The 22,276-nt window shown below is 45.4% G+C and carries 18 protein-coding genes; 7 read left to right on the top strand and 11 right to left on the bottom strand.

Annotated elements, in window-relative coordinates:
* Nucleotides 1-31 precede the first annotated feature (31 nt).
* From ACVA6Q_RS07290 to ACVA6Q_RS07270, 5 genes are all read right to left on the bottom strand, one after another.
* On the bottom strand, nt 32-1,411 hold the full coding sequence (locus tag ACVA6Q_RS07290) for an amidohydrolase family protein (RefSeq protein ID WP_446647053.1): 1,380 nt from the start codon (nt 1,409-1,411) through the stop codon (nt 32-34).
* Between the two features lie 72 nt (nt 1,412-1,483).
* The gene (locus ACVA6Q_RS07285) at nt 1,484-2,674 is read right to left on the bottom strand and encodes a carbohydrate porin (protein ID WP_446647197.1); all 1,191 of its coding nucleotides are present in this window, start codon (nt 2,672-2,674) and stop codon (nt 1,484-1,486) included.
* Between the two features lie 234 nt (nt 2,675-2,908).
* Entirely contained in the window at nt 2,909-3,925 is a 1,017-nt protein-coding gene (locus ACVA6Q_RS07280; protein WP_446647052.1) for a helix-turn-helix domain-containing protein, read from the bottom strand.
* A 148-nt stretch (nt 3,926-4,073) separates the two neighbouring features.
* Entirely contained in the window at nt 4,074-4,796 is a 723-nt protein-coding gene (locus ACVA6Q_RS07275; RefSeq protein WP_446647051.1) for a LytR/AlgR family response regulator transcription factor, read from the bottom strand.
* Nucleotides 4,797-4,806: 10 nt separating this feature from the next.
* Nucleotides 4,807-5,802 (bottom strand): sensor histidine kinase, encoded by a 996-nt coding sequence (locus ACVA6Q_RS07270; protein ID WP_446647050.1) that lies wholly within the window; start codon nt 5,800-5,802, stop codon nt 4,807-4,809.
* A gap of 224 nt (nt 5,803-6,026) precedes the next feature.
* Here ACVA6Q_RS07270 and ACVA6Q_RS07265 point away from each other — a divergent pair, with 224 nt between their 5' ends.
* From ACVA6Q_RS07265 to ACVA6Q_RS07245, 5 genes are all read left to right on the top strand, one after another.
* The gene (locus ACVA6Q_RS07265) at nt 6,027-7,088 is read left to right on the top strand and encodes an efflux RND transporter periplasmic adaptor subunit (protein ID WP_446647049.1); all 1,062 of its coding nucleotides are present in this window, start codon (nt 6,027-6,029) and stop codon (nt 7,086-7,088) included.
* Nucleotides 7,088-10,168, top strand: coding sequence for an efflux RND transporter permease subunit (locus tag ACVA6Q_RS07260; RefSeq protein WP_446647048.1), 3,081 nt, complete (start codon nt 7,088-7,090; stop codon nt 10,166-10,168). Before ACVA6Q_RS07265 ends, ACVA6Q_RS07260 begins: the two co-directional genes overlap by 1 nt.
* Nucleotides 10,169-10,450: 282 nt before the next feature.
* Nucleotides 10,451-11,407: a DUF2860 domain-containing protein gene (locus ACVA6Q_RS07255; RefSeq protein WP_446647047.1), complete on the top strand. Its 957-nt coding sequence runs from the start codon at nt 10,451-10,453 to the stop codon at nt 11,405-11,407.
* Nucleotides 11,408-11,427: 20 nt separating this feature from the next.
* Entirely contained in the window at nt 11,428-11,784 is a 357-nt protein-coding gene (locus ACVA6Q_RS07250) for a hypothetical protein (protein WP_446647046.1), read from the top strand.
* Between the two features lie 12 nt (nt 11,785-11,796).
* Nucleotides 11,797-12,258: a hypothetical protein gene (locus tag ACVA6Q_RS07245; protein WP_446647045.1), complete on the top strand. Its 462-nt coding sequence runs from the start codon at nt 11,797-11,799 to the stop codon at nt 12,256-12,258.
* 57 nt (nt 12,259-12,315) lie between these two features.
* Here ACVA6Q_RS07245 and ACVA6Q_RS07240 read toward each other — a convergent pair whose 3' ends face one another.
* The 4 genes from ACVA6Q_RS07240 to ACVA6Q_RS07225 form a co-directional block, all read right to left on the bottom strand.
* Nucleotides 12,316-12,549: a CG2 omega domain protein gene (locus ACVA6Q_RS07240; protein ID WP_446647044.1), complete on the bottom strand. Its 234-nt coding sequence runs from the start codon at nt 12,547-12,549 to the stop codon at nt 12,316-12,318.
* Nucleotides 12,550-12,685: 136 nt separating this feature from the next.
* Complete coding sequence (speB, locus tag ACVA6Q_RS07235; RefSeq protein ID WP_446647043.1) at nt 12,686-13,612, bottom strand: agmatinase; 927 nt, start codon at nt 13,610-13,612, stop codon at nt 12,686-12,688.
* The gene (gene speA, locus ACVA6Q_RS07230; RefSeq protein ID WP_353498902.1) at nt 13,613-15,523 is read right to left on the bottom strand and encodes an arginine decarboxylase; all 1,911 of its coding nucleotides are present in this window, start codon (nt 15,521-15,523) and stop codon (nt 13,613-13,615) included.
* A 254-nt stretch (nt 15,524-15,777) separates the two neighbouring features.
* On the bottom strand, nt 15,778-17,568 hold the full coding sequence (locus tag ACVA6Q_RS07225; RefSeq protein WP_446647042.1) for a sigma-54-dependent Fis family transcriptional regulator: 1,791 nt from the start codon (nt 17,566-17,568) through the stop codon (nt 15,778-15,780).
* 345 nt (nt 17,569-17,913) lie between these two features.
* Here ACVA6Q_RS07225 and exaC point away from each other — a divergent pair, with 345 nt between their 5' ends.
* Together exaC and ACVA6Q_RS07215 are read left to right on the top strand one after the other, a co-directional pair.
* A complete protein-coding gene (exaC, locus tag ACVA6Q_RS07220) occupies nt 17,914-19,434 on the top strand; it encodes an acetaldehyde dehydrogenase ExaC (protein WP_353498904.1) in 1,521 nt (506 codons plus the stop codon).
* A 231-nt stretch (nt 19,435-19,665) separates the two neighbouring features.
* The gene (locus ACVA6Q_RS07215) at nt 19,666-20,382 is read left to right on the top strand and encodes a hypothetical protein (protein ID WP_446647041.1); all 717 of its coding nucleotides are present in this window, start codon (nt 19,666-19,668) and stop codon (nt 20,380-20,382) included.
* A 91-nt stretch (nt 20,383-20,473) separates the two neighbouring features.
* Here the strand turns inward: ACVA6Q_RS07215 and ACVA6Q_RS07210 are convergent, their stop codons facing one another.
* Nucleotides 20,474-20,683, bottom strand: coding sequence for a cold-shock protein (locus ACVA6Q_RS07210; protein ID WP_353498906.1), 210 nt, complete (start codon nt 20,681-20,683; stop codon nt 20,474-20,476).
* Between the two features lie 304 nt (nt 20,684-20,987).
* A complete protein-coding gene (locus ACVA6Q_RS07205) occupies nt 20,988-22,265 on the bottom strand; it encodes a cytosine deaminase (protein ID WP_446647040.1) in 1,278 nt (425 codons plus the stop codon).
* Nucleotides 22,266-22,276: the final 11 nt, after the last annotated feature.

The following is a 22,276-nucleotide window of genomic DNA, read 5'->3' as shown; positions in this document are numbered from 1 at the left end:
AGCTCGATAATTAGCTGGTGACTGAGTCTAATTAGAGCGTATTTTTATAGATAACACCGTCTTTCATAATTAGTTGAATAGACTCTGGAGATTCAGGTCGCTTGTCAGCACCAAACCATTGATCCCCCGTACCGACAACGGAAAAGTCTTCAAAAGGGTTTCCGTCAAGAAGAAGAATATCCGCATACGCGCCTTTCTCAATCACCCCAAGTTTTGCATCTGGATAAGGGTTCATGAAATCCCCTGATAGCTCGGCGATTTCACCACCAACGGAAGTTAGCGTCTTTAAAGACTCGTAAGAACCAAAGAAATCATTATTCAGTTTCTTCTCGTAGGCGATTTGAATATTACAAGCGTCAACGGATCCGACACAGTCGGTTTGGAAACCACGAGGAGCAGGGCATTTTTTCATATTGGGTATATAGTCTTTAAATGCAGCTGAAGCGGATTTCGCTTTCGCTAAACTAGACGCAACATTCTTAACTGCGGGGATTTCTAAAAGGTTTGGGTCGAATGCTGTGAGGTTAGTTGTAATGTAAGCCCCTTTCTCTTTCATGAGTTCTGAGATTTCGCAATCGAACATAAAGCCATGTTCGATTGACTTAACGCCTGCGTTTAGCGCGCCTAGGATCGCTTCCTTTCGATAGGAGTGCGCCATAACATAACTGCCGTAGGTGTCCGCTACCTCAACTGCTGCCCCTACTTCTTCAGGTGAACCTGCGAGTAATTGCCATGGGTCAAAGGCGGACACGACACCGCCAGATTGCATGTATTTCAGCTGTGTTGCACCCATACGGAAGTTATTTCGAGCGTACTTTTTCACCTCCGCCACACTGTCAACTTCTTGAGCCATGTTCAAACGGCTGAAGTTGGTCTCTTCGCCTACTGGTGCAGTATAGTTAGCAAAGTCTGCATGCCCGCCACGAGTACTTAAAAATGCCCCAGATGGGTAATAACGAGGCCCAATGATCTGACCTGCATCAATCGCCCTTCTTAACCCTCCATTTGCGCCTCCAGCATCTCGAACTGTCGTAAAGCCCTGCATTAAGTACATCTCTGCCATACGTGTACCGTGTATGGCAAAATCTTCCCAGGTTGTATTAGACTCCATCGTAGGCAAACTTGGCCCCATTAACATCAGGTGGGCATGGTTTTCGATAAAGCCAGGGGTTAAGGTTTTACCAGTGCCGTCAATAATGACTGCGTCATTACGAACATTGATCTCCTTTGCAGAGATTGAGGTAATGATATTACCCTCGACGAGCACAAAGTGGTCTTCGTACAATTTGTCTTCAGTCCCATTAAAGATGTCTACGTTTTGAAATAACGTTTGTGGCTGTTGAGCTTCGTCTTCTGCAAAGGCAATTGTCGCCACCAGTGCCAACGAGGAAGCTAGTAGAGTTCTTTTCATTACATATCCTTATCGTTAATGTGTCTCTAATGCATTTGGAGTTACAACGGGCATGTTTAGGAACAGACAGAGCTAAATAAACACTCGCGCTCTAACGCCAAATACCCAAGCGTTACTTTCACTAGAAAACGCAGGGGCATTGATGTATTGAATATCTGGGGTGAGCTGAAAGTGATCGCCAAATTGCATGTTGTAGTAAAGCTCGGTTGTCCATTGTTTATCTGAATTGGCGATAGGCTTTAAGATCTCTTCGTTAATTTCTGACCAATTCAAGGCAAAACCTAAGTTATTCTTGGGAGACCCAAGGCCGAAGTAACCCAAACCAGCACTTAGCGATTTGTCGTACAGCGCAACTTGCCCTTCAGATACCCCACCTCGTACGAAAGGCATTATTTGAGGTGTTAAAAACTGACTCCAAGAGACATTGATACCTTTACCACCATCGGTATAACCTGGTGTCGGATAATTTAAGTTGTGTCTTGTACCATCACCAAAATCCCACAGGGTGACGTGGAAGTTATCTGTGTAGATTGCTTCTTGCGATGCTGTCCAACCAAGTTCCAGTGTTGAAAAGTAAGCTGCATTGCTTGCGAATACGGTATTGAAACCGTCAAAAATATCATCAGAGCGGCCGTTAGCATCGGCTATACCAGCAACGACATAGACGTTTTCCCCGACCATATGGCCTACAGATAACGCTAATATTCCGTCATCGGGTAACCCCATCACGCCAGAGCCCGTTGAAAAAGCAAGATTGGTAAAACCGGACCAAGGGCTGGCGAGCGCATAAACATCTACGTAGTTGGTAACATCTTGCCAGCCCACGATGATAGTGCCTCTACCATCACTAATTTTCTGTTTCCAGTTGAGGTCAGTAACGCGAAAACCTTGATCGCTAAACGCTGGTGCAATCAAACCCGCATAGCCAAGTCCATCTTTGCCAGAAAAATTATCAATAAACGCGAAGTTTTTGGGGGTACTGTCTCCGTATGCATGGCGATGTTCGATTTTCCATATCAAACTGCCATGGTTGGCGGCACCTTTATTGAGTAGGGTCCATGAGCCGTACAATCTTGCTACGCCGGAGGCGGCATCAACTGAATTCCCATCCGCCCCATCATTTGATACCAAACCGAGAGAAAAGTAATCGGCTCCAACAGTAAATCCATTTTCTGCCAGTTTTTTACGCCAGCTCAATTGCTGTGCTTTTTGTTGCGCAATGGTGTTTTCTACAGAGTCTGGGCTTTCAAAGTTTGCAGACATAACAGGGGCAGTTATGAGCGTCCAACACAAACACAAGGAGAATGCCTTTTTCTGCTTAAAGAGAGTTCTCATTCAACCGTATTCCTTTCGGTAGAAGCTATTGTTAGATTGAGAAAAGCCTGAAGGTGTACTTGCAGGCTTTTCTCAATCTATTTCACTCTTTAAAAGGTAGCAGTAGTCGACGGTTGTTCAACAGCCATTTGATGACAGGTAATCGAGCGCCATATGTTCACATCAACGGTTGAATTTTTTCCGGTAGTCCGATGGTGTAAGTTGGTAAATACGCTTGAATGAACGAGAGAAATGAGCTGCGTCAGAGTAGCTAAAACGGCTGGCAATACTAGTGATTGACTCATCACTACATCTTAGATGATGGGCAATGTTTTCAAAGACAAGTTCTTCAATGAACTGTTTATAGATAATATTTTCAGCACTTAGTTTGCGCTGCAGCGTTCTCACATTCATACGCAGTATTTCTGCAGCCAGTTTAATGGGCAGTTTTCCCATGGATAAGTAAGGCGTGATCGCCAGTGTAAATTGTTCTTTAAAACTTAAGTTGTCGAGGCTGGTTTTAGTTGTATTAACGGCTTTATTTTCAAGGTAAGGGGGCAATTGGGTCGGTGAAAAAAGTAGTGAGTCAGGTATTTCAAGAGCAGTGACCGGCCTTTCTATAAAAAATTGACCGTGTTCCAGTGAAGGCAGCTTAGCGAAGTCTTCAATACAGGCGCTTTGGATGCCAATTCGACCCGGTCGCCACTGATTATTGGTTAGGGCGCGCAATAGCTCCGCCATACATATAACGGAAAACATTTCGGCATATTTAAACCATGCTTCATCGACCCCTGTTTTTTCACGAACGAGCCAGTACGTACCGCCAGCTTTCTCAAGATAGACATTTGCCGCAGTTGATTCCTGTCGGATCGCTTCACCAAACTGTTCAAGCGCATCTTTAAGAGAATTTCGCTTCGAAATGGCCGCTACCATACGCGGAATGAAAGTTTCTTTGCATGCGCGAAGAAATAGCCAACCGAGCCGTTCATGTTCGAGATGCTGAGCCAGAATCTCTAGAAAATTCTTTAGGCAAGACTCAGGCAAGTATTCATAGTCTGTGTCGTTATGGATGTCATTAGGTATCGTAGCAGCACGAAGTAATGTGTAAGTTTGTTCATCAACTTCTTTAAACATAGAAGCAAAAAACTCAACACTTTTACGAGAGACTAATGGGATGTCAATGCGCTGATTATTATCCATAATATGATTCGCTTTTTTAAGGTATATGCTTCTCTGAGAAATAGTAGTAAAAAATGGTGATGTTACTCAATCTGAACAGGTCTCAGCTTTGATTTTGCGTTGAATCAATGTTCAAAACAGTCACAGCTTGCTTCATTTAAGAGGGCAGTTACTTCAAATACTCATTCACTAAAGCCACTTTAGCCCTAGCAACTGGGATACTTTGGCTGATACCGCTTAATGATACTAAAGTATTTCTAGCCTCCCGTTGGACTTGGGTTATCAAACCCACATTGACGATAAAACTGCGATGTACCCGTAAAAAATGCTCTGCCCCTAACTCGTTTTCAAAGTTGGTCATGGTCTCTTCTGTCACTATGGTTTGCAGTTGAAATTTTCTTTGTCCTGATGTCGTTAGGTTGACCTGTTGGTAGCGGCCGATGCTCTCTATATAGCTGATATCGCTCTGGCTGAGCCGATAGGTTGTTTTGCCATCACTCACTAAAACCTCAGACTCAACTGAAGGAGATGCTAAAGGGGGAAGGGCTTTGATTTTTTCAAGGCAGCGCTCAAGTCTGGTTTGGCGAACGGGTTTTAGTAGGTAATCCACGACCTTGGTTTCAAATGCGCTTAGCGCGTGCTCTGAATAGGCGGTCACATACACCAAGTGATAAGGGATATGCTCGGTAGACTTTGCCACCATAAAGCCATCTAAACCAGGCATTTCAATGTCCATAAAAACAACGTCCGGTATCTGTTGGCATATCGCTTCAATGCCCTTTTGTGGATCGTTGTAGCTACCAATAACGTCAATCTCTTCAAACGCCGCAAGGCTACGTTTTAAAGCTTGAGTCGCTGCGGGCTCATCATCTATTAATAAGACTCGGTACATCGGCTTCTCCTTAAAAATCATGACGAATGGTGATTTGTGCGCAGCTAGTATCGTTGGAAAAATCTATTGAAAAATTGGCGTCGTCGTATTCTAAATTCAGGGTGTCAATAATATTACGGTGACCACTGCCAGCTTTAAACTCAGGCGTGGTGCTTTCCGGCCAACTGTTACAAACGCAAATGCAAAGCTCTCCCTTGGTGTAGCGGGTTTTGATATCGAGTTGAATGGGGTTCATGGTCTTACTCATTGCATGCTTAATGACGTTTTCGACTAAAGGCATGATGAGCATTGGCGGGATGTGTAGTGCTTTACTCTTCTCACTTATATCCATGGAGAAATGCAATCGCTCGGTAAAACGTGCTTTTTGAATAGCCAGATAATGCTCGATCAATTCCACCTCATCACTGAGCAAAATTCGCTTTTTGTCTGAGATAGCGATAGTACCTCGGAGCAAGTCACTGAGTTCAAAAATAAGCTCCTGAGCGAGTTCGGGACGTTCTGGGATCTCGCTGTGTAGCAGGTTCAGTGTGTTGAATAGAAAGTGCGGATTGGTCTGAATGCGCAGTAGAGAAATCTCAGACTCTTTTAATGACATCTCCAGCTCCAACGCTTTTTGTTTCAGCTGCCAACTGTGAACGACCATAGTGTAAATGGTCACTTGCAGTAATAGGTTCAAATGAGTAAGCAGCTTTAGCCGGACGAGTTGAAAGACGGTTACGGTGTCAAACGTCTGCGGTGTCGGGAGACCGCCGGAGGTAAAGGCAATGGCTAATGAAGCCAAAACCAAGTTGATCAAGATTTGATATGGCAGTTTGTGGCGATAAATGGCGCCAAATTTGGCATCAAATAGTCGTCGGAATAGCCAAAATAGTGCACATATTGAAAAGATGCCTGTGAGGGCACGAAAGGCCATGTTCAAGGTGAGTGGCTTATCCAACGCAATCATCACGTAGTACAGTGACGAGTAGATAATCACAGAGTTGATGAGTGGCCATACAATCAGCAACAGCAAGTCCTGTCGTGAGAACGACAACTTGGATAACAGTGAGTTTGAGAACAAAGACTTTAGGATTGGAGATTTCAAAATAGACGCTCTAGGAACAAGGTGCTGACAGTATAAGTGAAGCGACGCTATCTGTTGACCCGCTCATAACCGAAATTGACCCAATCGTACATTTTACCATTTTGCGACACGATCAACTCATTACTATGGCTCGAAATGAAGTTGCAATGGTTAACAAAATGAAAGTGTCACACAGTTATAAAAATGGGCTGACTACCCTGATAGTCGCGCTGAGCCTATTCGGCTGCAAAAAAGATGAAGCACCAGAAGTCACTTCTGTGCTAATCAAACCCGTGAAAACCTTGGCTGTCAGTCAGAAACAGCACCAGGTGAGGCACTTTACTGGGATTATCGAGGCAAACAAAACCATCGATATGAACTTTAGAATCCAAGGTGAATTGACAGACCTGCCCATTAAATCGGGGAAAAAAGTCGAAAAGGGACAACTGTTGGCTCAACTGGATAATAGCCAACAACTGATCAATAAAAAGTCTCGTAACGCTACTTTGAAACAAGCAAAAGCAGAATACGAGCGAGCACAGACACTGATCAATAAAAATGCCATTAGCCAGGCGAATTTGGATGCGTTGGAATCCCAATATATTTCAGCACAAGCCGCTTTTGAGCAAAGTGTAAAAGATGTTGAGTACACTTCGTTGCTTGCTCCTTTCTCTGGTGTGGTGAGTCATCGTTATATCGATAACTTCTCTAAAGTTACCTCATCGACCAAAATTCTCACTTTGCAAGACGTAGAACAATACAAAATTACTATCACGGTGCCGCAATCACAGTTTGTGCAAATTCAAACCGCTGATGCCGTTAAACTCAGCGCGGAAATTGAAGGTTTTTCACAGCCATTCCCACTAAAAGTCGATGAGCTCAGTGTGAGTCAGCAAAGTAGCCAGCAGATCCATGTCACTTTAGTGATGCAGCCCCCATCTCAGCGAAGACTGTTCACAGGGACTTCGGTTAAGGTCAAAGCGGAGGCATTTGGTGTAAGTCATTCGATGGTATTGCCTAGCCATTCTGTGCTCAGTGATGGCAACGGGCATTATGTATTCGTAGTACATCCCATAACTAATCTACTCGAGAAGCGAACCGTGCGCGTAGATGGCGTCAGTGAACAAGGTATCAATATTGCCGATGGATTATCGGACGGTGAGCGCGTTGTCGTCGCTGGAGTGAGCCAGGTTCATGACGGTCAGCAGGTAAGAGTGGAGACGAAATAATGTCGATGACCGCCTTTTCTCTAAATAATAGTCGCATAACGCTTGTCATTATTGCAGTGTTGACCTTCTTGGGTATTCAAGCCTACAACACGATCCCAGAGGCTTATGATCCTGGGTTTACGATTCGAAATGCACAGGTCATTACTCATTTTCCCGGTGCTAGCCCAAAACGTGTTGAGGATCTAGTGACGGATCCGCTTGAAAAAGCGGTGCTAGAGCTCGCGGAATTGAACTTCGTGAAGAGCCAATCTAAAAATGGAGTGTCGATACTCACAGTTGCTATCAAAGAGGACTACTCAGACCTTCAGCCAATCTGGGATAAATTGCGGCGTAAGATCGATCGTGCTGCGAGTAAGCTGCCTGAAGGGGTTGGAGTGCCTGTAGTCAACGATGAATTTGGCGATGTGTACGGCATTGTTCTTGCGATTCATGGCGAAGGCTTTTCCTATCGTGAGCTTAAGCAAACGGCGGAAGATCTTCGTAGTGGACTGTTTTTGCTCGATGATGTGGCTAAGGTTGACCTTCATGGTGTACAGCAAGAGCAAATCAAACTTAAATTCGATGCCAATGCGTTAGCGGCCTATGATTTAACTCCCAATCAGCTGGCGGATATTTTGTCGAAACAGAATATTGTCTTGAGTGGCGGCAGTGTGGTTTTTGGTCAGGAACGCTTACCGATTGAGCCGAGTGGTAACTACAACACGCCGGATGAGATCAAAGGTACCTTGGTGACGTTACCCAGTAGTGGTAAGACAGTGAGGTTGGACAGTCTGGTCACCATTGAATCGGGGTACGAGTTTCCTATCAACAATCCAGTCTACTTTAATGGAAAGCCGTCCGTTAACGTTGCGATTGCTATGGTTGAAACCGGCAATAATGTGCGTTTGGGCGAACACGTCGAGGCTTATGTTGAGCAGTTCACTCGTCAGTTACCTATTGGCTTGGAGATCAGCAAGGTCAACTTTGCTCCTAAGGAAGTGAAAGACAAAGTGGATCAATTTGTATCAAGCTTAGTGCAATCGATGACGGTTGTTGGCTTGGTGATGTTTATTTTCTTAGGGTGGCGAACCGGTTTGATTGTGTCTCTACTGGTGCCTATCAGTATGCTACTGACCATTTTGGTGATGTCTAAAATTGGGGTTGGTCTGGATCAGATCTCCCTTGCCGCACTCATTATTGCACTCGGTATGTTGGTCGATAATGGCATTGTTATGTCGGAAAACATTCTGGTGCGCATTAATCAAGGGGTGAGCAAAAAGGTCGCAGCCATTGAAAGTGCCAATGAGCTTAAACTTCCTTTATTAACGTCATCCTTAACCACGTCCGCCGCTTTCTTGCCGATCTTCTTGGCGAAGTCGACTATGGGTGAGTATACGGGCGCATTGTTTGTGGTTGTGACCATAACGCTCTTGGCCTCTTGGCTGCTGAGCTTAGTCATGATCCCGCTACTTTGTGTACTGCTTTTAAAGCCTACCAAACAGGTAAAGGAAGAATCGCCTAACCAACTCGCGTGGTATGCTAATTTACTGACCAAACTTATCCGTTTTCGCTGGCTCACTGTGGCGACCATGGTAGTGGCAACGGTATTCGCCTTTCAAGCGATGAAGTGGTTACCGAACATTTTCTTCCCGCCTTCGGAGCGAACTTTCTTCAAAATGGAAGTGACTATGCCAATGGGGACGTCCATTGAGCAGAATCAAGCCATGGTTTTTGACATTGAGCAGTTCTTGTTTTCGTTGCAAGCTCAGGAATCTTCGGATGGTAAGCAGAGCGACAAAGAGTTTGATATTCATAGCCAAGGCATCAAAAACTGGGCGGTTTACGTTGGTTACGGTGGCCCACGCTATATTTTGCCGCACAGCTCTCGAACGTCCAGCCCTGAATACTCATTCTGGGTCATCAACACTCACGACTATCGTGATAATCCAGAACTGATGCAACGTATCGAGTCTTACATCAGCGAGAATCATCCAGACGCCATCGCGACCACAAGGCTTATCGAAAATGGCGCGGCGATTCTAAACCCGGTTGAAATTCGATTAAACGGTTTGGATCAGGATAAGGTCTTTGCGATTACTCAAGAGATTAAGGCGAAATTGGCCGGTATAGATGGCCTCAAGGATGTGAGTGACGATTGGGGACAAAAAACCAAAACTATCCGTATTGTTATTGATCAACAAAAAGCCGCGCTCGCAGGCGTGAATAACCGAGACATCGCACTTAGTTTGCAAACGTCACTGGTTGGCAAAAACTTGAGTGAGTTTCGTGACGGAATCTTGAGTATCCCTATCGTGCTTTCTAATGAAGAGCGTGAGGAACTTAATGTTGAGCAAATTCTGGCGTTGCCAATCTATACACCTGCAGGAAGCGTGACGCTCGCGCATATTGCGGACGTCGATGTCGTATGGCAAAACGCCAAGATCTATCGTCGCAATAGTTACAAATCGGTCACCATTGGTGCTCAGTTGGAGCCTGGCTATACCGCGAGTGAAGGACTGAATGCGATTTTACCTTGGCTCGAGGCAGAGTCTCAAACTTGGCCAAACAGCGTGTTTTTTGAGATTGGCGGTGAAGAAGAGAAGTCGAAAAAGTCGACGGGTAGTATCAGTGAAAATCTGCCACTGGCGCTGTTTGTCATTATTGGTTTGCTGGTGGCGCAGTTTAACTCATTTAGAAAGCCCATCATCATCCTATCAACGATTCCAATCGCGTTTGTTGGGGTGGTGGCAGGTCTACATATTGGTAATAGTTTCTTTGGCTTTATGACGTTCTTGGGCGTGATATCGCTGGCGGGGATCGTGATTAATAACGCCATTGTTTTACTTGAACAAGTGGACATTGAGCTGTCGTCAGGCAAGCGTGCTATTGATGCACTGATCGCAGCGGGTAAGAGGCGAATGAAGCCGATTCTCCTTACCACGCTGACTACTGTTCTAGGGATGATTCCGCTACTCATAACAGGGGGAGCAATGTGGCAAACCATGGCGATTGCCATTATCGCTGGACTTATTTTCTCTACGTTGCTGACGCTGATATTTGTTCCTGTACTGTACAGCATCTTCTATCGAGTAGAGGTTTAATTCCACTTTTAGTTGGAGAAAGGACTAAGGGGAGGGGAAATGGAAATGTCAAAACTGACAAGGTGCGGTGACACTCAATGGAATACTTTGAATAGACATTTCATACCCGATTTATACCCATTCATTCTCTGAGCGCTTACCCAAAAATAAGGTTAGGTTAGAGTAGCCCAGAGCATTTTCTACAAAGTAAAAGCGTAGACCTCCCAAGTTATTTGTTGCTCAAAGCAGGAAGCCAAGTTATTGGCTTCCTAAATTGATGGATTAATAAGGACACCATTACCAATGAAAAACAATTACGTCGTCGCAGTTGTCGCCCTTACCACTGCCCCTGTTTTTGCTCAGCTTTCGAGCCAATCAGGTTTTAGTGGAGAGATTGGACTCAATGTAGGCGTAAGTAGAGAAACGTCAAACCTGAATACTGACAATGACCCGTCATTAGTAAGCACCGATCAAGCGGCGAACAGTAGCGATAAGACGATTGTTTTCCCGCTAGGGAATATAGCTTATACCTTTGGTCAGGATCTTGATAAGCAGGTGTATTTCGGTACCGCACGTGAGGATGTTGCGGTGGGGCAAGTAGCCATTGAAATTGCTTACAAGCAAGAGCTTCAATCAGGCACGGTTGTTCAGGCTTCGTTTCTTCCAACCTTAATACCAGAGGAAAAATGGTCAAACCCCTATCAGCTTGGTAGTGATAGAACTACAACCGATGAGGAAGGTTACGCGTATCGTTTCCAGCTCAAGAACATAGCAGGTTCTCAGTTTTCGATAGATAGTGCCTATGCCATTAAGACTCTAGATAACGAAACGACAGTAAGTGAATTGCGACGCGACTCAAACGCTATTTACCTAAAGCCGAGCTATCGAATGTTATTAAGCAGAACTGCTTTTTTGGTACCATCGGTGACTTATATAAAGAATGATGCTGAAGGAGAGGCGGCCTCTTACGATCACTGGGGCACAGAATTGACCTACTTTCAGAAGTTTAATAAGCACTCGCTCGCTTTAACGCTAGGGTATGAAAACCGAACCCATAAAACCAGTAGTCAGCTATTTGATGGGGTGAATCGTTCCGACAATACAATGAACGTATTCCTTGCATATAAGTACCAGCAATTTTTGAATTTGAAGGATTGGTCGTTTGTTTCTCTTGCTGGTTATAGCCAAAGTAATTCCAATATCACGTTTTATGATAAGTCGTCATATATCGTATCTGTTGGTATGAACTATGCTTTTTAATGAGATTAAAGGTGATGTAAATGAAAGTATTAATGCTATTAATCTCTATTTCTTGGTCGGTGATGACTTTCGCCAATACCGGAATGATAGAAGGTAAGTGGTTGGCGGAAAATAAGTCCACACAAATTGAAATTAGCCAAACCGAATCGGGTCATTGGCAGGGAGTTGTGACAAGTGCTCCGTCAAAGCCGGAGTTGGAAGGTAAGCAAATACTGTCTTCAATTGTAGAAGTATCCGGTGCTTATAAAGGCAAAGTGTACGCAATTAAGAAAGAGAAGTATTATGATGCGAATATCATGTTAATTGCGGACACATTGAAAATAGAAATTGGAGCTGGTTTTTTCTCCAAAACTATAGTTTGGACACGAATCGACTAAAGGAAGACCAAAGTGCAATTTGATTATAAAAACATTCTCCCAAGAACCATTGATAACCACTTTCAAGGCGCAAAGCTTAGCCAGTATTTGTTTTACTTCCTGACTGCTGTCACATTATGGCGTAGTCAGCATCACATACTGGCCCCAGATGGTGGTGCGCAAAGTATTGCCACTATCCCGCTAGACACGTTTAGTTCTGGAGCGGCGTCCACCATTATAGGTGTCTTTGCGCTGTGGGGGCTATCGCAGTTGCTGATTGCATTTCTCTATCTTTTGGTTTCCATTCGCTATCGAAGCTTAATTCCACTGATGTACATCATCATGATTGCCGAGTACGCGGGAAGACTCGCGATTGGCATGTATAAGCCAGTGGTGACTGCGGGGGATGCCCCAGGAGCGTTGATTAATTTGCCTATGGTGTTGGTGTGTATTGTTGCGTTACTAGGCTCTATCTATCGCCAGGGTAACGATTAAGTCACCGCAGCTCTTAATAGCGACCACTTTGACGAAAAGTGGTCGCTATTACAGGCGTTATTTTTTCTTTCCATGTCCTTTACCTGGATTATCTTTTCCATGTGCACTTCGATCACTTTTACCTTTGCGATGCTTACTATCACATTCTTCTGATTCAATTTTAACGCGTTTTGACTCATAGCTAATGCAGTCTTCACTGAGCTCAAGGTTATCGCCTTTAATAGAGATGCCCGCATAGCTTGCTGATACTGGTAGCAGAAGTGTCGCGAAAATTAGGAGTAGGTTACGCATTGTGTTTGTGCCTCATGGAGTGATTGGATGAGGTGCAGTTTAAACAAGCGTTGAAAAGGGATTTATCATTTTACGCCACATGCGACGATGACATAAAAAAACAGCGAGGTTTTATGACCTCGCCGTATTGTATCGCTTACTCTTTGCCTTCTTTGCTTGCCCAAACATAAAGCAGTTCAAGCGCAATCGTCGCACCAGCTAGTGCAGTAAGATCGCTTTGGTCGTACGGAGGTGACACCTCTACTACGTCCATACCTACTACGTTGATGCCTGCTAGGCCGCGGATGATCTTCAACACTTTGTCTGAGTTTAAACCGCCACAAACCGGAGTACCCGTGCCCGGAGCAAACGCAGGATCCAAACAGTCAATATCGAAGGTGATATACACTGGTTTATCGCCAATGATCCTGCGGATCTGAGCAACAATTTCTTCTGCGCTTTGATCGTTCGCTTGCATGGCGTTAATCACGTTAAAACCGTGGTCGTCGTAGTTGTACTCAGTACGAATACCAATTTGCACAGAGTGCTTAGCAGAAATCAGACCTTCTTTTGGCGCATGGTAGAACATAGTGCCGTGGTCGTAGTTACTGCCGTTTGAGTATGTGTCTGTGTGGGCATCGAAGTGAATCAATGCCATTTCGCCATGATGTTTAGCGTAAGCGCGCAAGATAGGCAGCGTGATGAAATGATCACCACCTAGCGCGAGCATGGTTTTTCCGCTCTTTAGAATCTCGCTAGTTGCTGCTTCCAAACGGTAAGTGAAGTCTTCTGCATCACCAGTATCAAAGACTAGGTCGCCAGAGTCGATCACTTTGGTCTTATCGAATACGTTGAAATCCCAGGGGAACTTCTTGCCTTCCCAAGCTAGGTTGACCGAAGCGCGGCGAATTGCGTCCGGTCCCATGCGAGCGCCAGGGCGACCGGAGGTCGCCATGTCTAGAGGTACACCAAAAACCACCACGTCTGCATCTGCAGAAACTGGGTTTTTCACGTAAGGTCGACGCAAGAAGGTCATTGCGTTCGAATACAGTGAATAATCAGTTTTAGTAAACAAATCATTCATTTAAAAATCCTCTAAATAGGTGTAGCCAGTTAAGCCGCACTCTAGTTCTTCTAAAATAAGCGCTTGTTCGTCAGCCGCTATGTGGCGTTCAACCAGCTCTTTGTAGTTCTTTTTAATCGCGTCTACGTCGATGTGAACGTAGCGCATCATGTCTTCAACAGTGTCACCCACGTCGATGGCGGTAAATTCAAACTCGCCTTCGTCAGTAACGTTAACAACGGCACTGTGTGTATCGCCAAACAGGTTGTGCATGTCACCAAGGATCTCTTGGTACGCACCAACAAGGAAAAAGCCCATTAGGTAGGGTTCATCTTTGTTCCAAGCAGGTACTGGTAGCGTAGATTCAATACCTTGGCCATCAACATATTGCTTAACGGTACCATCAGAGTCGCAGGTAATATCCAGCATGATCGCGCGCGTTTGCTCTTCACCACCGAGCCCCGATAGTGGTAAAACTGGGAATACCTGTTCAATACCCCAAGCGTCTGGCATCGACTGGAATAGAGAGAAGTTCACAAAAAACTTGTCTGCTAATCGTTCGTTAAGCTCATCAATAATCGGTCTGTGGAAGCGATTCTTGTTGTCCATTTGGCGATGTAATTCACCGTAAATGCTTAGACTGAGCTGCTCTACCCAGGCACGCTGATGGAGATCAACCACACCAGATGCAAATAAGGTGTGTGCTTCTGTTAGATCGCTTTGTGTATCGTTGTAAATCTCGATGACAGCGCGAGCATCAGTGCCGCCTTTTAGGCTCTGCCAGTTTTGCCACATATTTTGAAGCAGAGGATGAGCCTCTTCTGCTGGAGCATCAACAGACTGAACATTATAGCTTTCTGTGCCAATCACATTAGTGATCAGTACTGCGTGGTGCGCGGTTAGCGAGCGACCAGACTCAGAAATAATTACCGGTGCGGTTTCTTCATAGAGCGCACATACATCGCCAACGGTACTCACGATGTTACGAGCGTACTCAGCCAGTCCGTAATTCATAGAACTGCTCGACTGACTGCGCGTACCGTCATAATCGACCGCTAGACCACCGCCTACATCGAAATAGGAGATAGGCACAGACATCTTGCGAAGTTCACAGTAGAAGCGAGCCGCCTCGTTTACCCCATTTCGCACATCGCGAATGTTGGCCATCTGCGAGCCTAAATGGAAATGCACAAGTTGCAGCATATCCAATTGGTCTTGCGCTTTTAGGCGGTCGACAACTTGCAGTACTTGGGAAGCAGACAAACCGAATTTAGATTTGTCACCCCCACTTGATTGCCATTTACCCGCGCCTTGAGATGCGAGACGTATACGTAGACCCACTCGTGGTTTTACGTTAAGCGCTGCCGCTTCTTTTAGTACGATATCAAGTTCAGAGAGCTTCTCGAGTACGATGAAAACTTTGTGCCCCAACTTTTCGCCAATCAGTGCCAAACGCACATATTCACGGTCTTTGTAGCCGTTGCAAACGATCACAGAGCTGGCACGTTGCGCCATCGCAAGGACGGCCATCAATTCTGGTTTACTGCCTGCTTCTAGACCAAGCTGCTTGGTTTCTGCTTCCGCTTGGCTCTCTAGGATTTGCTCAACCACATCTTTTTGTTGGTTTACTTTAATTGGGTAGACCAACAAGTACTGGTTCTGGTAACCGTAATCTTGAATAGCTTGGTTGAAAGCATCACAGATACCATGAACGCGTTGGTGGATGATTTGTGGAAAGCGTACCAATGCCGGTAGCGTCAGCCCTTTATCTTCCAGAGCTTTAGCAATTTTGGTTAGTGGTACTTGGTGCTGTCCATTTTTATGTGGAGAAACAATGACATCCCCTTCGTCATTGATTCCGAAGAAATTTTGGCTCCAGTATTGGACGTTATAATCCGCACGTACGCGGTCAAGCTTTGAAGTCGTTGTCACAGCGTGTCTCACTTATCATGTGTTCAGGCTGTCGCTCATCTCTATACTTGCTTAAGGTATATGATTCGAATTGTTGCTCGATTTGATGATTGAGAAGAAGCATTTACCTGAAAAATCAAACCTCGTGATGATCTTCCATGATGCTCACGAATAGGATCTTGAGTGCTTATTGTTGTGGAGCGCTTACTCAAGATTTGTGCGCATTAACGGACAAATCATCCCTCATGTCTAACAAAAGATATTTGTCATTACGATTACGGTTGGTTGTAGCCGAGTTTTTTCAGTTTTCGGTAGATGGTGTTGCGACTAATACCGAGTAATCGTGACGTCTGGCTGACGTTACCTTTGGTTTTATTAAAGGTCGCGATCAGTGTTTGATCCAGTGTAGAACGTAAGTTTTGTTTGTTGGTGTCGTCTGCCGTTTTTAACGCAAACCATTTTTGGTGGAGGCTAGTTGGGATAGATGCGGGTGTGATTATCTCTTCATCACACAGCGCTGCCAGCAAACGGCACGCGGAGACGATTTCTCGAATGTTTCCAGGCCATTGATAGTGGATCATGGCATCCAATAGAGAAGGGGAAAGGGTTTGCTTTGGTGCTTCACGGTGAAACAGCTGGCAGATAAGCGCGTCGAGATCGTCACGCTCTCTTGCTGGTGGCAAGGTAATGGTTAACCCTTCAAGTCGATACCAGAGATCTTCACGAAATTCACCGCTGGCGACCTGCTGCTGTAAGTTAGCATGTGTGGCGGCGATCACGTAAACATCAACAGAGTAGGTTTTTGGAGAGCCAACGGGAGAGACCACTTTGTCCTGCAGAACATGAAGAAGACGTGATTGCGCAGATAGTGGCAGATCGCCAATCTCATCTAGAAACAGTATGCCGCCATTGGCTTGGCGGAACTTGCCTTCAAAGCCTTTATTATTGGCTCCAGTGAAGGCTCCAGGGGCGTAGCCAAACAGCTCCGACTCAATCAAATCTTTAGGAAGCGCACCACAATTGATAGAGATAAGGGGCTTGTCGGCCAAGTCACTTTGCTGATGTAGCGCTTTAACCAGTTCATTTTTCCCGCAGCCAGTTTCACCGCCAATGACTAAGCTAATTCGCTTGTCCATGACTTTGGCCGCTTGTGTCCATAACTGCTCAATATTGCTGTCTCCGAAGTGAAGCGGGCAGGGACGCGGTTTGTTCGGAGAGCTCACGGTGCTGCTTAATGGAACCTTTGCTTTGCCGCGCACCGCTTCAACCTGATAGTAAAACTGCGCGGTTTTACTGATTTGGTTCATGGTCAGCGATCCGATGACACTATCGATGGCATCTCCAGGTTGGATTTGGTTGGCAAGAACACTTGATGCGATAGCGTTTTGCGCCAGTACTTGGCCGTTTTTATCGGTGACGACAATACCTTGCCAGCCGCTGTCCAGTACCGAACGGTCATGACCGATACGAATACGCAGAGCAGCGTCTGGAATATGATTGAGAAGTTCACTCTCGACTTTTTGCACCATAGATTGAATGAGTACTTGAGTCGCATCGTTATGAGTTTGGTATTCGCTAGTGACATCGAGCACCGCAAGCAAACTGCCATCGGGAGCAAAAATGGGGCTGGCGGTACAACTGATAAATTGGTGGTCACGAATGAAATGTTCGCCGCCGATAACCGAAATAGGGCGCTTTTCTATTAATGCCGTACCAATGGCGTTGGTACCTTTGAGCTTTTCATCCCAGACCACCCCTTGGTCGAGGGCAATTTCGGTAAGTTTTTCGCGAAAGCGTTTTTGTCCCCATGTTTTAATAATGGCGCCTTGAGTATCGGCGAGGATCAGACGGCTGTCGGTACGGGAGAATATTTGACAAAACAACGGATAGGCATGCTGTTCAACTACTTGGATGAGTGACTGGTGCTGCTCGGCGCGTGACTTGATTTCTTCGCCATCGATGCGTCGGTCGTCGGGCTGCTTTCGACTGCTTAAACCTGCTAGTACGCTGCGTCGCCAAGAGTCTTTTAACCAAGTTTTGTTGTTTTGTATCTGAGTAACTAACATAACGTTCCCGAATGTGAGTGTTCCAGTTTCTCTGCCGATAAGACCGACGGTTCTCTTTCGATTATTCTTCGCTGTTCAATGGCCTGTAGTGACTGTGCCAATCTGTAACAGCGGGGTGTGACACACTGTGGCATCTTGTAACAGTGTGGGTTTGATGACCTCAATGAGTGTCACCCAAAGACAGTACAATAAAAATATATTAATCATAAATTTACATAATTATAACATTTAAAGCATTTGGCTTGGCGTAAATGTTGCGTTTATCACTGTACGTTTTTGCAACCGCTTGTTTTTGTTGTTGCAAAAGTGCTGCCAACAGTCTGAAAAATAGAAAAAGGAATGAACATGATTTACGCTCAACCAGGAACAGAAAACGCCGTCGTCAGCTATAAAAGCCGTTACGAAAACTACATCGGAGGCGAGTGGGTAGCGCCAGTAAATGGCCAGTATTTTGATAACGTGTCACCAGTGAATGGCAAACCGTTTTGTGAGGTTCCTCGCTCAGGTGAAGCAGACATCAATCTAGCGCTGGATGCGGCACACGCTGCAAGAGAAGCTTGGGGTAAAACCAGTGTTGAGCAGCGCGCCAATATTATGCTGAAAATTGCGGATGCAATTGAACAGAACCTTGAAGCGCTTGCTGTCGCTGAAACCTGGGAGAATGGTAAACCCGTTCGTGAAACGCTAGCTGCGGATCTTCCTTTAGCGGTGGATCATTTCCGTTACTTTGCCGGCTGTATCCGAGCGCAAGAGGGCACAGCGGCCGATATCGATGCTACAACGGCGAGCTATCATTTCCCAGAACCCGTTGGTGTTGTTGGGCAAATTATTCCTTGGAACTTTCCGATGTTAATGGCTGCATGGAAACTAGCACCTGCACTGGCGGCAGGGTGCTGCGTGGTACTCAAGCCAGCGGAGCAAACGCCCGCGTCTATTTTGATGCTGATGGAGAAAATTGGTCACTTACTACCACCAGGTGTGGTGAACATTGTTAATGGTTACGGCGCAGAAGCAGGTCAGGCCTTGGCGACGAGTGAACGTATCAACAAGTTAGCCTTCACAGGTTCTACCGAAATCGGCCACCATATCTTGAAATGCGCAGCAGAGAGTTTGATTCCATCGACAGTCGAGTTGGGAGGTAAATCTCCAAATGTGTATTTTGAAGATATTTTCGATCAAGACGACGATTATCTAGATAAGTGTATTGAAGGTACATTGCTTGCGTTCTTTAACCAAGGTGAGGTGTGTACTTGTCCATCACGTGTGTTAGTGCAAGAGTCTATCTATGATAAGTTCATTGCCAAGCTTGAAGAGCGTTCTCGTGGCATCAAACAAGGCAACCCACTCGATGTTACCACGCAAGTTGGTGCTCAAGCTTCACAAGAGCAGTTTGATAAGATCATGAGCTACCTTGAGATTGGTCGTCAAGAAGGCGCGAAAGTGATCATTGGTGGAGACATGAGTAAGCAAGAGGGCGATTTAGAGCAAGGTTATTACATTCAGCCAACTATGCTTGCAGGTAACAACAAAATGCGCGTGTTCCAAGAGGAGATCTTTGGTCCGGTGATTGCGATCACCACGTTCAAAGATGAAGCGGAAGCGTTGGCGATTGCCAATGATACAGACTACGGATTAGGTGCTGGAGTTTGGACGCGAAACGGCAACTTGGCATATCGCATGGGTAGAGAAATTCAAGCTGGTCGAGTATGGGTGAACTGCTATCACGCCTATCCAGCACATGCCGCGTTCGGTGGCTATAAGAAATCGGGCATCGGCCGCGAAACTCATAAGCTGGCACTGGGTCACTACCAAAACACCAAGAACCTGTTGGTTAGCTATTCAACCAGCCCATTGGGTTTCTTCTAACCTGGTTTGAATAAATATTGAACCTGTCGAAACCGAAGTCCTATGGGCTTCGGTTTTTCTTGAATATAGCACTTGTGTATCGATGTTGATATTTATAGCCTAAATGTCAGCTATATATCTAGCTCAGTTTTCTAAATAGCTAAAAACGCGCATCATAGTGGTACTTTCTGAAGCTATCCTTGTTTCAGAAGATTAGCTTTCTTCCCTCAAATTGCCATAGAGAACCATGAAATGCGATACGTCTATTTACCATGGAAGACGTCACGCCACGGATTGCTCACCCTTGCTTTACTCTCTTCATCGCTCATTCCACCTTTTGCTAATGCCAGTGAATCACAAAGAGAGATCGTTGATTTCAATATTCAAGCGACAAAGTATCAAGATGAAGTCATTGGTGTTTTCGGTATAGATGTGGCAGCGACGGATAGTGTCACTTTAAGTGCGGAGGTTGATACCGATCGCTATCTGCAATTCGGTGCGACTTACGATTGGCTTACGGGCAACCATTACTTCAACGTTTATGGTCAATATGGGTTTGACGACACTATCGACATCTACGACGTTGGATTTATGTATGGTTACTCAGCTGCACCATCGTTATTCGTTTATTGGGATACTTATTATCAATGGCGAGATACCAGCAAAGCTGTAGAACTGCCAGAGCCTATCGATTACGCTAATCATCGCCGGGAGTGGAAAAACACGTTAGGCGCAAGCTATAGCGTTCACCCTTTGCTGGATATTGGTGTTAGTTACAATGTGGATGTGTTGACATCACAGCATGGGTTTGAAAACAGTACGCGCAGTAGCTACGACATTTCAGCGACAGTGAACACGCCTTATGTTCAACCGTATGTGAAGTACACAAAGGGTCAATATCGTGTGCGTCCAGGTAGACCGATCGAAGACAGCAGCAATGTCGAGTTGGGATTTTATCTCGACTTTTGACGAGTGTGGGTAGTGAGGGTTCTTAGACAGGCAGAAAAGAAAAAGGCCTCGATTTCTCGAGGCCTTTTAGCATTCTTACGAAGCTGCGTTATTAAGCTGGAACAACGTTAACAGCTTGTGGGCCTTTTTGGCCTTGCTCAACACCAAAAGAAACCGCTTGGCCTTCTTTTAGAGTTTTGAAACCGTCACCAGAGATAGCGCGGAAGTGAACGAATACGTCTGGACCGTTCTCTTGTGCGATGAAGCCGTAGCCTTTCTCTTCGTTAAACCATTTTACAGTGCCAGTATTTGTGCTAGACATATTATGTCCCTTACTTTTCAGATTAAAAATTTTTGCCTTTAGGCGGTCTCGCTTTGTGGTTCTGTTTATTTAATCAAGCTGTAAATGGATAAAACGAATGACAAATACCCTAGGGGAAAATCTGACAAAACTTATCGTACTCTTTTTACTCTTACTTTAAATAACTCTCTGAACTCCAGAGCACGAGCAGTGTACCACCACCTATCGAGGGTTTAAATGAATTTCTTGTTAAATCGTAAAAAAAATGCAAGCGATTTTGTCGCTTGCATTGGTGTTTTGAGGCTAGCCTCCCGGTTGAAGACAGTTAACGTTGGAATGTAACGCTTTCTTCAGTGCCTAAGTGAATTGAGGTTTCTGCCGGTTTGGTGTGGGCAATCACTTCACCTTTGCGGATAGAGTAGCCCACTGGAACTTGACGGCGAACGGCATCGAAGCCGTTTTCAGCAGGTAGCAACAACAGGCTGCCGGGCTTTCCAGCTTCAATCCCATAATTGTGGTGAATGTTTAGTGCCTTGGCTGAGTTGTGACTGATCATATCCAACGATTGGTTGATTTGGTCGTAACCCATCACTTGGCAAACGTGCAGTCCCATATGCAGAACTTGCAGCATATTTGCTGTGCCTAATGGGTACCAAGGGTCAAACACATCGTCATGACCGAAACAAACATTGATATTTGCTGCTAGCATTTCTTTGACACGTGTGACGCCGCGACGTTTCGGATAGTCATCGAAGCGACCTTGTAGGTGAATGTTCACCAATGGGTTCGCTACAAAGCTAATACCAGACATTTTCAGCAATCTAAATAGTCGTGACGCGTAGGCACCATTGTATGAGCCCATTGCCGTTGTGTGGCTAGCGGTTACGCGGTCACCCATGTTGAACTTGTGTGCCAAGGCTGCAAGTGTTTCTACAAAGCGTGATTGCTCGTCATCGATTTCGTCACAGTGAACATCAATCAAGCAGTCGTATTTGCGCGCAAGTTCAAACACATAATGCAGAGATTCCACACCGTATTCACGAGTGAATTCGAAGTGTGGGATTGCACCAATCACGTCTGCACCCAGTTTAACTGCTTCTTCAAGTAGTTCTTTGCCATTTGGGTAAGACAAAATGCCTTCTTGCGGGAACGCTACGATTTGGATGTCTACCCACTGTTTCATCTCTTCACGCACTTCAACCATTGCTTTTAGTGCGGTGAGTGTTGGGTCAGACACATCGACGTGGGTACGCACGTGTTGAATGCCGTTGGCAATTTGCCATTTTAAGGTTTGCTTAGCACGGCTTTTCACATCTTCAATAGAAAGCATAGCCTTGCGCTCAGCCCAGCGCTCGATACCTTCAAACAGCGTACCAGAAATGTTCCAGCTCGGTTCACCCGCAGTTTGCGTCGTGTCGAGGTGGATGTGTGGCTCACAAAATGGCGCAGTTGCCATTTGGCCCGTTGCGTCAATCACACGGTCAGCAGTGAACGATTTGGTTCCTGCTGTTTCAATCGCTTTAAACACCCCTTCTTCGATAAGAATATCGAACTGGCCTTGTTGACCATTGATGGTTGCGTTTTGAATAAGCAAAGATGACATGGCATCAAATT

The sequence above is a fragment of the Vibrio sp. DNB22_10_4 genome (assembly GCF_052879755.1).
Note: the sequence above shows the minus strand (reverse complement) of the source record. Positions and strands in the feature narration are given on the sequence as shown.